The sequence below is a fragment of the Pseudomonas sp. GW101-3H06 genome, from assembly GCF_059424605.1.
Map to the genome: position 1 here is coordinate 5,891,227 of NZ_JBWKZO010000001.1, position 13,800 is coordinate 5,905,026.

Genomic DNA, 13,800 nt, shown 5'->3' on the forward strand with positions numbered 1-13,800 from the left:
ATGTCCGTACGGAGCTTGACAAAACACTTGGCGTACGGGTATCATCCGTACAGCTAGCAAGAATATAATCAAACGAAAGCACGAGAATTAGATTCCACATCAATGAGAGGGGTATGCATGGCGATTAAAAGGCCCAACCGGGCCATAAATAGAAAGTGAGATCAACTAAACTTAAAAGGAAATAAACCTGCAAGAAAACCAACGGTGCTAACCAAATGACTACTTTAGAAGAAACACTTAAATCTACGAAAAGCGCACGACTTGAAATTAAAACAACTGACTTCGCCAAGGAACTTATAAAAAGAGCCGCAACACTTCAAGGATTAGACATGACGTCTTTTATAATTGCATCAGCTTTTGAAAAAGCAGAAGCAGTTATAGAAAGCCACAAAAGAATTGAAGCTTCAGAACGAGCATTTGCTCGTATACAAAAGATCCTCCTAGAGGATGAAACCGCTGCGCCTTCAGAAGCGCTGCTTAGACTAATGAGAGGAAAACATGAAAACCGAAGAGACGCCAACATGTGAAATTGACCGCAACCTGCTTGTCAATTGCGATAAATACAAGTACCTCAAAACATTTAGTTGCGGGGTTAGCGTAATCGATTCGTACTATAAGAGCAGCCTCAAGCGTGCTCTGAAACACGAGAACGTCAGTGCCATTGGTGCCATCAACCCTGCCTTGGAAGTCGTAGGGTTCTGCACACTGACCGTGTCTGATATCGAAAGGGCACTGGCCCAGAACGGCATTGATGACACCAATTTGCCTTTGCGTATCCCCGTTATACGGTTGGTGATGATCGGGGTTGACGGGATGTATCAGGGTTGGGGCATAGGCCAAAAACTCCTGATGGAAGCGTTCAAGCAAGCGGCTCGGGTTCACCAGGAAATCCCGATCAAGGGGATCTACTTGGATGCTGCCCCCAATGCCGTCTCATTTTATGAGGAGCTTGGGTTTAAGATCATTGACGAGCCTGATGCGAATCAAAGCACGCCAATGCTGATCGGAATCAAAGTGATCCTGAAGGCTATTGCAGCCTCGTAGCGTCAACACTTGATTCGCCTGCACAGATAAGCGCAGGCTTGCCTATGTCGCTATCAATGTAACTCTGTTGGCCAGAATTCCATTGATAGCGAAGCCAAGCAATATCTTCTGTGTGACCTTTCATATCGAGAGGTCACTCAGTCTTATCTGGATTCCATGCGCAATGCAGATTCCAGGACAGCTCCACTTCACTGTCTATTTACAAGCACAAGTTATGGGCAATTTCCAAGATGTGAAGTAATCAAAGATCGAACCTACGCATTACCATCAGATTTCCATCGAAAAATCTCCCCCAGCTCACGTGCAGCGTCAATAGCGCGGAGCCTCTGTACAACTGCAAACTCTCCGCTGGCACCCGTTCTTTCTAGCCAGGCGCCGATCAACAGATAGGTTTCGTCGTAGCGAGCAATGGCCTCACTGACCGAATCAACGCGAATTTCGTAGCGCCTGTTCACTTCGAAGGATAGGACGTAGGGCATGAGAAAATCCTTTTCGTATGCCTTGGGGCACCACGCCGTAGATGAACCTATTTTTATCAAAAGCTCTGCTGGAGACATGTTGGACCACCACAGCACAGCCCCGCAACCTACTCGCGCACCAGAAAATCCCCCAAATAACAAAACGCCCCAACGGAACGCACTTTTCCCCCTCCCGCCGACGGGCTCTGTGTAATTTTTTGTGCAAAACATACGGGTGGTGCAATCGGTGCTACAGCCCTTGCCCATAGCGGGCCACCAGGGTGCACGAGCAATTTCATAAATTGCTAGATTTTGTAATGAAATGAAGAAACCCTACGCTACTCTCAAAAGACACCACCCAAGTGTCCGGATGCCGAAGTCCGCGATTCACAAGGGGTTCTGGAAGAAAAGTTCGTATTTTTGTGGGTTTTCGGTTTCTGATCACTTCCCCCCACGTCAAAAATTTAAGAACCTCCAACCAGTGTTTTCAGGGGCCGTTTTCTCAAAAATTGACACAGCTTCCGACACACGAAGGCGAACACATGTACATTTTCATCGATGAATCCGGAACCTTTACCTACACGCCAGACCCCGATTCGTGGAGCTCAATCTGCGCCATTGCCATCCCAGATGATGCGATCGGGGCTGCCGAGGAAGCCCTGCATATTTTCAAACAAGAGAACGGGCGCGCTCCAACAGACGAATTGAAGCTTGGAAAAGGCACGGATGAGATGAGCTTCTTCCGGCTACTTAATCGTTTGGAGAGGTTGAACTGCACGCTATTCGGCCTTGCGTCCGATGCATATCTGAACACCCCCGAGGCAGTCAACGCCCACAAAAATACTAGCGCTCAGATGCTTCTCCAGCACATCGACAAGATGGTTCATCAATCCGGGCGGGAGAGCGTTCAGAACGCCGCCGATCTGGTGCAAAAGCTGCCAGACCAGCTTCATGTTCAGTTCATTTGCCAGATAAGGCTCATGCACTTTGTTGTTTGGCAGGCGATCAACTACTACGCGCAACGTACCCCAGAGACCCTGTCCTCATTTGTTTGGCGGGTGGATCAGAAAGACCCAGCGAGGAAAACGGAATACGAAAAGGTTTTTGAAAGCCTCAGCCCGGGTTACTTGCAGACCCTGTCTTTGAAGGACCCCATGCCGAAGATCATGGGCGTTGACTATAGCTATATGGCCAAGTACGAGTTTGCAGCTGACGATAGACCCACCTACCTCAAAGAGGAATACGGCATCGACGTCGACTTGGACAGCTCGCTTAATATCCAGAAACTGATAAGGGACGATATTCAGTTTGTTGACTCAAAAGACGACTTCGGAATTCAGTTGGCTGACCTTCTATCCGCGGGATTAAGGCGCTGCCTCAGACACGGATTTAAGGATAATTTGAGGGCGGCAGCTTTCCTTGGGCGGCTGATGATTCAGCGCGGCCGTGGTAGGCACCCACTGTTGCTCCTATCGCTCGGAGAGGAAAAAGCAGTAGATAGGCGGACAGAGAAAACAATCAGAATGATGGAGCGGCAGCAAAGGCCAATGCTCAAGCGAGGCCTCATAGATGCGCTGAAAAGTGTCCAAAAAGTGTCCACCGTCACTGAGAACACTTAGGAAATATGGGAACATATACTTAGAAAGCTGCCTTGATGCTAGCAACACCCTGTAAACACGCGTTGCTTTTTTGGGCTCATAATCCTTTGGTCCACGGTTCAAGTCCGTGTGGGCCCACCAAACAAGAAAGCCGCGCAATGCGCGGCTTTTTCGTGTCTGACTGCTCAGTTGGCAAAATTCTCGATCTTTACCTGTCCCTCGGGAAAGGTCGCGATGATTTCCAGTTCGCCGCCCATGGCACGGATGTAATTGCGCAACGTGCTGATGTACATGTCGGTACGCCGCTCCATCTTGGAGATTGCCGCCTGGTTTACATGCAATGTCTTGGCCAGCGTGGCCTGACTCAGTTCCTGCGCCTTACGCAACTCATGCAAGGGCATTTCTTTCAGGTGCTGTTGGAATAGCCGCTCTGCGTTAGCTCGAGATTCCGGCGTCATGCGAGCTTGAAGTTCAGAAAATTTCTTAGCCATCGTTGCGGCCCTCTTTACGCAGTGTTTCCAAATGTTCGCCATACAACTTGTCCGCCAGCGGGACATGCTCGTCATACCAACGGCCCTGACCGGTTTTGTTCCCTCCGATCAAAAGTAGAGCGCATCGACGTGGATCAAATGCATACAGCACACGATAAGGTCGCCCCGCATGCTGGACCCTAAGCTCTCGGAGATTGCCAAATCGAGAGCATTTGATGTCACTGCTGTGGGGAAAACGTAGCCCTGGCCCGAAGAACTCCAGCAAATCGACGCTGGCCGAAACCGAGGCCTGTTCTTGCGCATCCAGCCCCTCCCACCAGACTCCAAACTGGTCGGTGTACTCAATATCCCAGCCCATACAATATGCCACCCAAGGAATATGATCTCAAGGGAATAACTTTATGAGCTTGAGCGGCTACCCGACCACGCTTGGTACTTCCCAAAATTGTTAATGACCGTTTCCAGCACCTGATCGTTGAGCCTTGGCCCCCACTTGATTGATGGTTCATGGGAGATCATTGAGGCGTTTGAAATGTTGTCAGGAAGCGTCAATCACAAGCTTTTTGCGTGTTTTCCGCTTAAACATTGTTTACTTTAGGTGTCGCAATATCGGATGACGCCGTAGGGTCTTGTAGGCAAATTCCGAATCTTGCTTTTGGGCACTTTGCCGCCTTGTTGCGCTTTTCTTCGACGGGATAGTCTCCGGACGTCGCTGACCATTCAGCGAACGGGCTTGGAAACCCGTCGAACCGTAACGCAACTGCAATCTTGTGTCATGGCAGCTGTGCGTGGGACGCCTTAGGGCGTGCCGGTTCCTCGGTTCCCGGTTTTCCAACCTGCGTACAGCTGCCACCTATTCGCTTGGAAACGAACGTGGCAGCTCCTCGAACCTTGGAGTGCCACCATGACTAAAATAGATACATCCGCAATTTCAGAACTCAAGACCGTCGGCTTCACACCCTTCCTGTATCTCTCTGACCAACCTTTGTTCCACGTCTGCCGCGACGTCCCCATCGCCGATGCCCTGGCCCAAGCCTCTGACCTGCTGTTCCTCGCCAAATCCCTGACCGTGGATGCCGCCTACGCCCAAGACTCCGACCGGCACGCGTGGGCAGCACACTATCTGACGACGATGAGCAAAGCGGTGGTTGATGATGTGGTGAAGGTGCTGACGCGTCGGCCAATCAGGTGAAGAACTTGTAGGAGCGAGCTTGCTCGCGAAAAAAAACCAAGGGCACCGCTAGAATCTGGTTTACGCGTTTTCGTTCACGACCTTCGCGAGCGAGCTCGTTCCTACAGAGGGGCCAACCGCTCAAGCATTTCCCGCGTTAACACGACCTCATAGGTATCCGCGGGCCTGCCCCACTGCTCCACGAGTACCATGCGGTCGACCAGTGCTTCTCCGAGTCCGGCAATCGTCTCAGCCAATGACTCGACGATACTTTGGGTGCGCAGCCACAGACGATCGTTGATCGCCTTCAGTTCGGCCGTAACGCGCTCGCACGCCGCCGGATCAGTATCGGGATAGGTGATGTTGCGCAGCAGTTGCCGCAATTCCCTGATCTTTGCGTCATCCCGTTCCGCGCCGAATGCACCATTGAGGATGGCGACCGCTTGCGACTTATCAACACGTTTCGCGCGCACATGTGCCGAAGGCAATGTCTGCGCCATGGCGCCCGCGAAGAGGATCATCATCCGGGCTTGCAGGTATTCCCTCATGGCTTCCATTGACGAAATGGGTCGCACCAGGCTGATGGAGGCGCCGCCCTTGTGCCTCAGGTCCATGGTCACTGTCAGGGTCACGCCGCTCGTATCGAATCCAAGCGTCCTGGCCACGACGTAATGGCCCATTTCGTGATGGGCGATCTGCAAGGCATGTTCGCGCACTGCTGCCGGCATCTTCTTCATTGCCATCGCGTCGGCTCTCCCGTTCGACTACGCGTGACTGTAGCTTCGCTGAAGTTTCACACAGAAAAAAGCCGCGCAATCGCGCGGCTTTTTCATACCTGCATCTCAGCCCTTAATTGGGCAAAGCGTAGGCAATCACATAGTCCCCGCGATCCGACGACTGACGCGCACCGCCCACTGTCAGCAGGATGTACTGCTTGCCGGTTTCCGGCGATACGTAGGTCATCGGCCCGGACTGGCTTCCCACCGGCAAACGCGACTTCCAGATTTCGTTGCCGTTGCCGGTATCAAAGGCGCGCAGATAGAAGTCCTGGGTGCCGGCGAAGAACAGCAGGCCGGACTGGGTGGCCAGGGAGGCGCCGAGGGTCGGCATGCCGATCGGGATCGGCAGGTGCATGCGGATGCCCAGCGGGCCGGTGTCCTGTACCGTACCGACTGGGACTTGCCACATCAGTTTGTGGGTCTTGAGGTCGATGGCGGACATGGTGCCGAACGGTGGTTTCTGGCACGGAATGCCGACCGCCGAGAGGAAGCGCTCGCGCATGGCGCCGAACGGCGTGCCTTCCTGCGGCACCACGCCCATTTCGATACCGCTGGCACCGGCACCGATCTTGTCGCGCGGGATCATGTAGTTGGCCAGGCCCAGGCGCATGTCGTTGACGAACATGTAATTCGTGTTCGGATCAACCGAGACGCTGCCCCAGTTCATGCCCCCCAGGGAGCCCGGGAATTGCAGAGCGCGGTCCATGCCCGGTGGGGTGTAGACGCCTTCGTGACGCATGCCCTTGAACTGGATGCGGCACATTAACTGGTCGAATGGCGTGGCGCCCCACATGTCGGCTTCGGTCAGGGTTTTATTGCCGATTGACGGCATGTCCACCGAGAACGGCTGGGTTGGCGCGTAGCGTTCGCCGGGCACATGGCCTTGCGGCACCGGACGCTCTTCGACACGGGCGATGGGCACGCCGGTTTCGCGGTTGAGCAGGAAAATCTCGCCTTGCTTGGTGACTTGCGCCAGGGCCGGCTGCATGACGCCCTTGTCGTCCGGCACGTCGTACAGCAGCGGTTGGGCTGGCAGGTCGAAGTCCCACAGGTCGTGGTGAGTGGTCTGGAAGTGCCAGCGCACCTGACCGGTCTTCACATCGAGGGCGACGATGGACGAACTCCATTTGTCATCGAACTCGGTGCGCTGACCGCCGAAGAAATCCGGTGTGGCGTTGCCGGTCGGCAAGTAGACCAGACCGAGCTTGGCGTCGTAGGACATGGCCGACCATACGTTCGGCGTACCACGGGTATACGTCTCGCCCGCCGGAGGGCGTTTGGTGGTGTTCGGGTTGCCCGGATCCCACGCCCACACCAGTTCACCGCTACGCACGTCGTAGGCACGCACCACACCTGGCGGTTCGCCGGTGGAGTAGTTATCGGCCACGCGGCCACCGACGACCACCACATCCCCTGCGACCAGCGGAGTCGAGGTTTGCTGGTAGTAACCGGGCTTCACTTCGCCCATGTCGGTGGTCAGATCAACAGTGCCTTTGTTGCCGAACTCTTCACACGGTTTGCCGGTTTCGGTATTGATGGCGATCAAACGCGCATCGCCGGTCGGCAGAAACAGACGTTTCGTACAGGCTGCGGGCTGATTGTCCGAAGAAACCGGGGTTTCGGAATAACCCAGACCGCGGCAACGCTGCCAATTAGGCGCGGTGCCTTGCGGGTCGAACTTCCAGCGCTGGGCGCCGGTGTCGGCGTCCAGGGCGAAGACTTTGCCGTAGGCGGTGCAGGTGTAGACCGTGTCGCCGATTTGCAGCGGGGTGTTCTGGTCTTCGGCACCGGCACCGGTGCTTTGCGGGATGTCGCCAGTACGGAAGGTCCAGGCCACCTGCAATTTGTCGATGTTGCCCTTGTTGATCTGGTCCAGCGCGGCAAAGCGATTGCCGGCGGTGGTGTTGCCCCAGTGCGCCCAGTCTTTTTGCTCGGTCCCCGGTGCAACCGGCGTTACCGTGGGTTCAGTGGTGGCCTTGACCACGTGAGTTGGCACGAACATGTAGGCCATCGTTGCGACGACACCGACACCCAGAATGCCTGCGAGACCATAGGCGCCACGGCCCGCCGTCGCGCCCGAAGCGCGGACCAGTGTCGGGTAGATCAATGCGACGACCAGACCGATCACGGCGAACGTCAGCACACGCGAAACCAGCGGCCAGTATTCGAAACCGGCATCCCATACCGCCCAGATCGCCGTCAGAATCAGTGCCAGGCCATACAGCCAGGCGCCCTGTGGTTTGCGGCGGGCGATCATCAGCCCGGAAACCAGCATCGCCAGGCCCATCAGCAGGAAATACCAGCTGCCGCCCAACACGATCAGATAACCACCGCCACCGACCAGGCCGAGCCCGATCAGTGCGATCAGGACACCCAGCCCCGCCAGCAACCATTTGCTGCCGGCGGCAGCCCCAGAATTATTCATGTCGGAATTTTTCCCCATTTGTGACAAGGGGCGGAATAATGTACTACCTAGTTACTTATGGCAATTTGTCGCAGGCAAAAATGGCACGAACGGTCGTGAAACCAGATCACGCATCCGTTGCGCGGGATGAGCCTGTAACATGCTCATCCACCGATCCATACCGCTGGAGATGCTCCATTGCCTGACACTCGCCCGCCCGTTCTTGACGAAATCGACCGCCAGTTGATTGCCGCCCTGCAGATCAATGCCCGCGAAAGCGTGGCCATGCTCGCCCGGCAACTGGGCATCGCCCGCACCACGGTGACATCGCGCTTGGCGCGGTTGGAGAAAGCCAAAGTGATCACCGGCTATGGCGTTCGACTTGGCCAGCGAGTGGTGGATGGTGGATTACAGGCATACGTCGGGATCACGGTGCAGCCACGCTCCGGCAAGGAGGTGTTGCGCCGACTCAGTGCCATGGCCCAGGTGCAGCAGTTATGTGCTGTGAGTGGCGAATTTGATTATGTGGCGTGGTTGCGCACGGACTCGCCGGAACAGCTGGATCAGTTGCTGGATCAGATAGGCAGTGTGGATGGGGTGGAGAAGACGACGACGTCGATCATTTTGAGTAGCAAGATTGATCGGGGGCAGCCGGTTTAGACGTGGTCAGTGTGGGAGCGGGCTTGCTCGCTCCCACATTTGAGCATTGTGCATCTTTACCTCGTCATATTGATTAAACAATTAGCAAAACGACGACACTTTGCGTCTTATTAACGTGTTCCACGCTCTCTAGAATGGCTGCCATCTTTTCCTATACTCAGACGCGCACTCCCCGTCGGGTCGCCAGCAAGGTCAGCCATGAACAAGAACAATCGCCATCCCGCAGACGGTAAAAAACCAATCACCATTTTTGGTCCGGACTTTCCTTTCGCCTTCGACGACTGGATCGAGCACCCGGCCGGCCTGGGCAGCATTCCCGAGCACAATCACGGTGCCGAAGTGGCGATTGTCGGCGCCGGTATCGCTGGGCTGGTGGCCGCATACGAACTGATGAAGCTCGGCCTCAAGCCGGTGGTCTATGAAGCTTCGAAGCTGGGCGGTCGTCTTCGCTCCCAGGCGTTCAACGGCACCGATGGCATCGTCGCCGAGTTGGGCGGCATGCGTTTTCCGGTGTCCTCCACCGCGTTCTATCACTACGTCGACAAGCTGGGTCTTGAGACCAAGCCCTTCCCCAACCCGCTGACGCCAGCCTCCGGCAGCACCGTCATCGATCTGGAAGGTAAAACCCATTACGCGCAGAAACTGGCGGATCTTCCTGCATTGTTCCAGGAAGTGGCTGACGCCTGGGCCGACGCCCTGGAAGCCGGCTCGCAGTTCTCCGATATCCAGCAAGCGATCCGGGACCGCGACGTACCGCGCCTCAAGGAATTGTGGAACACCCTCGTGCCACTGTGGGACGACCGCACCTTCTACGACTTCGTCGCCACCTCCAAAGCCTTCGCCAAATTGTCGTTCCATCACCGCGAAGTGTTCGGCCAGGTCGGTTTCGGCACCGGTGGCTGGGACTCCGACTTCCCCAATTCGATGCTGGAAATTTTCCGCGTGGTGATGACCAACTGCGACGATCACCAGCACCTGGTGGTCGGTGGCGTGGAACAAGTCCCGCAAGGCATCTGGCGCCATGCACCGGAACGTTGCGTACATTGGCCACAAGGCACCAGCCTCAAGTCGTTACACAGCGGCGCTCCACGCTCCGGCGTGAAAAAAATCGCCCACGCACCGGGTGGCCGCTTTGCGGTCACCGACAACAACGGTGATACCCGCGAATACGCTGCGGTGCTGACCACTTGCCAGAGCTGGCTGCTGACCACGCAGATCGAATGTGAAGAAACCCTGTTCTCGCAAAAGATGTGGATGGCCCTGGACCGCACCCGCTACATGCAGTCGTCGAAAACTTTCGTGATGGTCGACCGTCCGTTCTGGAAGGACAAGGATCCGGAAACCGGCCGTGACCTGATGAGCATGACCCTCACCGATCGCCTGACCCGTGGCACTTACCTGTTCGATAACGGCGACGACAAGCCTGGGGTGATCTGCCTGTCTTACTCCTGGATGAGCGATGCGTTGAAGATGCTCCCGCACCCGGTGGAGAAACGCGTGAAACTGGCGCTGGATGCGCTGAAGAAGATCTACCCGAAAGTCGACATCGCTGCGCGGATCATCGGCGATCCGATCACCGTTTCATGGGAAGCCGACCCGCATTTCCTCGGTGCCTTCAAAGGTGCCCTGCCCGGCCACTATCGCTACAACCAGCGCATGTACGCGCACTTCATGCAGGACGAGATGCCAGCGGAACAACGCGGGATTTTCATTGCCGGCGACGACGTTTCGTGGACACCCGCCTGGGTCGAGGGTGCGGTGCAAACGTCGCTCAACGCGGTGTGGGGCATCATGAAACATTTCGGTGGTGCCACACATAAAGAGAACCCGGGCCCGGGTGATGTGTTCAAAGAGATAGGCCCTATCGCCCTTCCCGAGTAAGAGGAACCCCCGATGCGTGTAGCCCTTTACCAATGTCCACCGCTGCCTCTGGATGTCGCCGGCAACCTGCAACGTCTGCAGCAGCTGGCACAGGAAGCCAAAGGCGCCGATTTGCTCGTGCTGCCGGAGATGTTCCTGACCGGTTACAACATCGGCGTCGATGCCGTCAGTGTGCTGGCGGAGGTGCACAACGGTGAGTCGGCACAGCAGGTTGCGCGCATCGCCCGATCCGCCGGGATCGCCATTTTGTATGGCTATCCCGAACGCACCGAGGACGGCCAAATCTACAACGCCGTGCAGTTGATTGACGCCCAGGGCGAACGCGTCTGCAACTACCGCAAGACCCACCTGTTCGGTGATCTTGACCGTTCGATGTTCAGCCCCGGCACCGACGAGTTCCCGGTGGTTGAACTCAACGGCTGGAAACTCGGCTTCCTGATCTGCTACGACCTGGAGTTTCCGGAGAATGCCCGACGCCTGGCCCTCGAGGGCGCCGAGCTGATTCTGGCACCGACGGCCAACATGATTCCCTTTGATTTCGTAGCTGACGTCACCGTCCGCTCCCGCGCCTTCGAAAACCAGTGCTACGTGGCCTACGCCAACTACTGCGGACAAGAAGGCGATATCCACTATTGCGGCCAGAGCAGCATCGCCGCGCCGGATGGCAGTCGCATCGCCCAGGCCGGCCTTGATGAAGCCTTGATTGTCGGCGAGCTGGATCGTCAGTTGATGGTCGACTCCCGCGCCGCCAATCGCTACCTCATTGATCGCCGTCCCGAGCTTTACGGCGCGCTCAACAAGCGCTAATCCGCTAGCATTGGCACTTCACTGTTCTGGAAGTGCCCATGCCTGCGCTGAATCCCCCTCGCCCCCACACTGAAACCCTGGCCAACGGTCTGCGGGTAACGCTGCGTCATGTGCCTGATCTGAAGCGCGCCGCTGCTGCGTTGCGGGTCGCCGTCGGCAGTCATGATGTTCCGTTGGCGTGGCCTGGCCTGGCGCACTTTCTGGAGCATCTGCTGTTTTTGGGGACCCAACGTTTTCCTGCAGGCCAAGGGCTGATGGCCTACGTCCAGGGTCATGGCGGGCAGGTGAATGCACGCACCTGCGAGCGCACCACCGATTACTTTTTCGAATTACCGCCTCAGGCTTTCAGCGGCGGGCTGGAGCGTCTGTCAGACATGCTCGCCCATCCACGTATGAATACGGATGATCAGCAACGGGAACGGGAAGTTCTGCAGGCGGAGTATGTTGCCTGGTCCCAGGATGCGACGGCCCAACAGCAGTTTTCGCTGTTCGATGGGCTTTCTGACATTCATCCTCTGCGGGGGTTTCACGCTGGCAATCGCGACAGCCTGCCGGTTGAGCAACCTGAGTTTCAACAAGCGCTGAAGGATTTTTATCAACGGTTTTATCAGACCGGGCAGATGACGTTGAGCCTGGCGGGCCCTCAACCACTCGAAGAACTGAAGGCGCTGGCCCAAGGGTTCGCCGATGCCATTCCCGAGGGCAAAAGAGCGCCGCAACACGCACCTGCACCGCTGATGAATGCTACGAACAGAAGTTATCAACAGATGAACGAACGGCGCCTGGACCTGCTGTTCACGTTCGAAGCGCTGCCCGCGTCATCCCCTGAAGCCCTGGCGTTCCTGTGTCATTGGCTGAACGTAGCGAAACCCGGTGGGCTGCTGGCTGAACTGCAAATACGCGGGCTGGCCCAACAGTTGAAAGCAGCTCCGCTGTATCAATTCGCCGGGCAAGCCCTGCTGCACATCGAACTCACGCTAAACAGCAATGCGCAGCCAACAGCGATCCGCGAACAGCTATTGGATTGGCTGGGCTTTTTCGCCCGGCAAGACTGGAGTGAGTTGCGCAACGAATACTCCGTTCTGCTCCTGCGCCAGCAGCAAGTCAGCGGCGCCTTGCAACTGGCGCGACTGGACAGCGAACAGCGTGAAGCCGGGTTATCCGAAAACGGCGTGACGGCGCTCAAGGAAATCCTCCGACAAATCGGTGCTGTGGATAACTTCACCGGCCAATGGCAACTGCCGGCGCCCAACCCGTTTTTGCGCTCCGAAACGCCAACGCCCAACGCCGGGTTGATTCGCGGCCAGACCAGCGCCCACCGTGGCCTGCGCACGTTTGCCCAGGATCGCTCACGCAGCCGCCGCGAACGTTCGCCGATGCAATTCAGCCAGGCGTTGCCGGATAACAGTGCTGAAGGTGCGCTGTATCTGCGTTGGCGCCTGGACGCGGCACCTTGCAGCAGTCTCCAGTCCCGCCTGGAAAATAATCTGCAACCGTTACGCGAAGAAGCCCGGCAGGCGGGTGTGGACTTTTCGTTCAGCGCATCGGGCAATGAATGGCTGCTGAAGATGATCGGACTTCAGGAGCCGATGCCCACTGTCCTGGAACATGTACTGAAAACGCTGGCAAACCCTGATGAGGTTTTCCCACAGGACGAACCGGCGACCGTTGCGTTGATGCCGATTCGACAACTGCTCAAGGCGTTGCCCGCTCACTGCCTTGAGCCCACCGCGCAATCGAATGACATGCAGCAACTCTGGTCGAGTGCCCGTTGGGACGGTCTGGCGATGGGCTTCGGCGCCCAGGCCCAAGCGGCAATGGGCCTGCCACTGAGCCGAATACCCGGCACACCGGACAATCGGCTGACACCACCGCCAACGATTCGCTCGCAATACCTCTGGAGCCAGATCGACACCGGCTCCAGCGAACACGCGTTATTGCTGTTTTGCCCGACCGCATCCACGGACATCGCCGACGACGCAGCCTGGCGCTTGCTTGCTCACCTCACTCAGACGCCCTTTTACCAGCGCCTGCGCGTGGAGTTGCAGCTCGGCTACGCGGTGTTCAGTGCACTGCGCCAGATGCACGGACAAACCGGACTGCTGTTCGGCGTGCAGTCACCCAGCATCGCACCGTCGGATCTGTTGCAACACATCGAGCAGTTCCTGAATGAATTGCCAGAAATGATTCACGGCATCGATGACGCTCGTTTCGTCACGCTGCGCCAAGCGCTGATCGATCAATTCTGCGCTGACGCATTACCCAATGCCCAAGCCGCCGAACTGCTCTGGCAGGGCAAGGTGGCCAACCGTTCGTCGGAATATTTGGTGCAACTGACCGAAGCGATTCGGCTGTTGGATCAACCTGCGCTGATCGCCGCCACACGACGCCTGATTCAAGCCGAAGGCGGTTGGCGCTGCTTGTCCAGCGGGCCGTGCCCTGACTCGCCTTGGCAAGTGGCAAAATGATCATTACCGAGGCTGCAATTAACTTTCTCGAACATTTGC

At 56.7% G+C, this 13,800-nt stretch carries 13 protein-coding genes; 8 read left to right on the forward strand and 5 right to left on the reverse strand.

Going from position 1 to position 13,800, the window contains the following annotated elements; genetic code table 11:
* Window positions 1-215 precede the first annotated feature (215 nt).
* Complete coding sequence (locus AC07ZE_RS27180; RefSeq protein WP_081504796.1) at window positions 216-527, forward strand: type II toxin-antitoxin system TacA family antitoxin; 312 nt, start codon at window positions 216-218, stop codon at window positions 525-527.
* Entirely contained in the window at window positions 499-1,044 is a 546-nt protein-coding gene (locus AC07ZE_RS27185) for a GNAT family N-acetyltransferase (RefSeq protein ID WP_207267458.1), read from the forward strand. The genes AC07ZE_RS27180 and AC07ZE_RS27185 overlap by 29 nt, the downstream gene beginning before the upstream one ends.
* A gap of 254 nt (window positions 1,045-1,298) precedes the next feature.
* Here AC07ZE_RS27185 and AC07ZE_RS27190 read toward each other — a convergent pair whose 3' ends face one another.
* Window positions 1,299-1,601, reverse strand: a complete 303-nt coding sequence (locus AC07ZE_RS27190; RefSeq protein ID WP_207267459.1) for a hypothetical protein — start codon at window positions 1,599-1,601, stop codon at window positions 1,299-1,301.
* 443 nt (window positions 1,602-2,044) lie between these two features.
* Between AC07ZE_RS27190 and AC07ZE_RS27195 the strand changes: the two genes are divergently transcribed.
* Complete coding sequence (locus AC07ZE_RS27195) at window positions 2,045-3,121, forward strand: DUF3800 domain-containing protein (protein WP_207267460.1); 1,077 nt, start codon at window positions 2,045-2,047, stop codon at window positions 3,119-3,121.
* Between the two features lie 164 nt (window positions 3,122-3,285).
* Here AC07ZE_RS27195 and AC07ZE_RS27200 read toward each other — a convergent pair whose 3' ends face one another.
* Window positions 3,286-3,591: a helix-turn-helix domain-containing protein gene (locus AC07ZE_RS27200; RefSeq protein WP_207267462.1), complete on the reverse strand. Its 306-nt coding sequence runs from the start codon at window positions 3,589-3,591 to the stop codon at window positions 3,286-3,288.
* Window positions 3,584-3,949, reverse strand: coding sequence for a type II toxin-antitoxin system RelE/ParE family toxin (locus AC07ZE_RS27205; RefSeq protein ID WP_207267463.1), 366 nt, complete (start codon window positions 3,947-3,949; stop codon window positions 3,584-3,586). The genes AC07ZE_RS27200 and AC07ZE_RS27205 overlap by 8 nt, the downstream gene beginning before the upstream one ends.
* A gap of 546 nt (window positions 3,950-4,495) precedes the next feature.
* On the opposite strand from AC07ZE_RS27205, the gene AC07ZE_RS27210 reads away from it, so the two are divergent.
* Window positions 4,496-4,783: a DUF3077 domain-containing protein gene (locus tag AC07ZE_RS27210; protein ID WP_207267464.1), complete on the forward strand. Its 288-nt coding sequence runs from the start codon at window positions 4,496-4,498 to the stop codon at window positions 4,781-4,783.
* 101 nt (window positions 4,784-4,884) lie between these two features.
* Here AC07ZE_RS27210 and AC07ZE_RS27215 read toward each other — a convergent pair whose 3' ends face one another.
* Window positions 4,885-5,499, reverse strand: coding sequence for a peptidase M41 (locus AC07ZE_RS27215; protein ID WP_207267898.1), 615 nt, complete (start codon window positions 5,497-5,499; stop codon window positions 4,885-4,887).
* 112 nt (window positions 5,500-5,611) lie between these two features.
* Entirely contained in the window at window positions 5,612-7,966 is a 2,355-nt protein-coding gene (locus AC07ZE_RS27220; RefSeq protein WP_207267465.1) for a glucose/quinate/shikimate family membrane-bound PQQ-dependent dehydrogenase, read from the reverse strand.
* A 177-nt stretch (window positions 7,967-8,143) separates the two neighbouring features.
* Between AC07ZE_RS27220 and AC07ZE_RS27225 the strand changes: the two genes are divergently transcribed.
* From AC07ZE_RS27225 to pqqF, 4 genes are all read left to right on the forward strand, one after another.
* Complete coding sequence (locus AC07ZE_RS27225; RefSeq protein ID WP_007980298.1) at window positions 8,144-8,605, forward strand: Lrp/AsnC family transcriptional regulator; 462 nt, start codon at window positions 8,144-8,146, stop codon at window positions 8,603-8,605.
* 198 nt (window positions 8,606-8,803) lie between these two features.
* Window positions 8,804-10,486 (forward strand): flavin monoamine oxidase family protein, encoded by a 1,683-nt coding sequence (locus AC07ZE_RS27230; protein ID WP_207267466.1) that lies wholly within the window; start codon window positions 8,804-8,806, stop codon window positions 10,484-10,486.
* 12 nt (window positions 10,487-10,498) lie between these two features.
* Window positions 10,499-11,293 carry a carbon-nitrogen hydrolase family protein gene (locus tag AC07ZE_RS27235; RefSeq protein WP_207267467.1) on the forward strand — a complete coding sequence of 265 codons (795 nt, stop codon included), beginning with the start codon at window positions 10,499-10,501 and terminating at the stop codon, window positions 11,291-11,293.
* 38 nt (window positions 11,294-11,331) lie between these two features.
* Complete coding sequence (pqqF, locus tag AC07ZE_RS27240; RefSeq protein ID WP_207267468.1) at window positions 11,332-13,761, forward strand: pyrroloquinoline quinone biosynthesis protein PqqF; 2,430 nt, start codon at window positions 11,332-11,334, stop codon at window positions 13,759-13,761.
* Window positions 13,762-13,800: the final 39 nt, after the last annotated feature.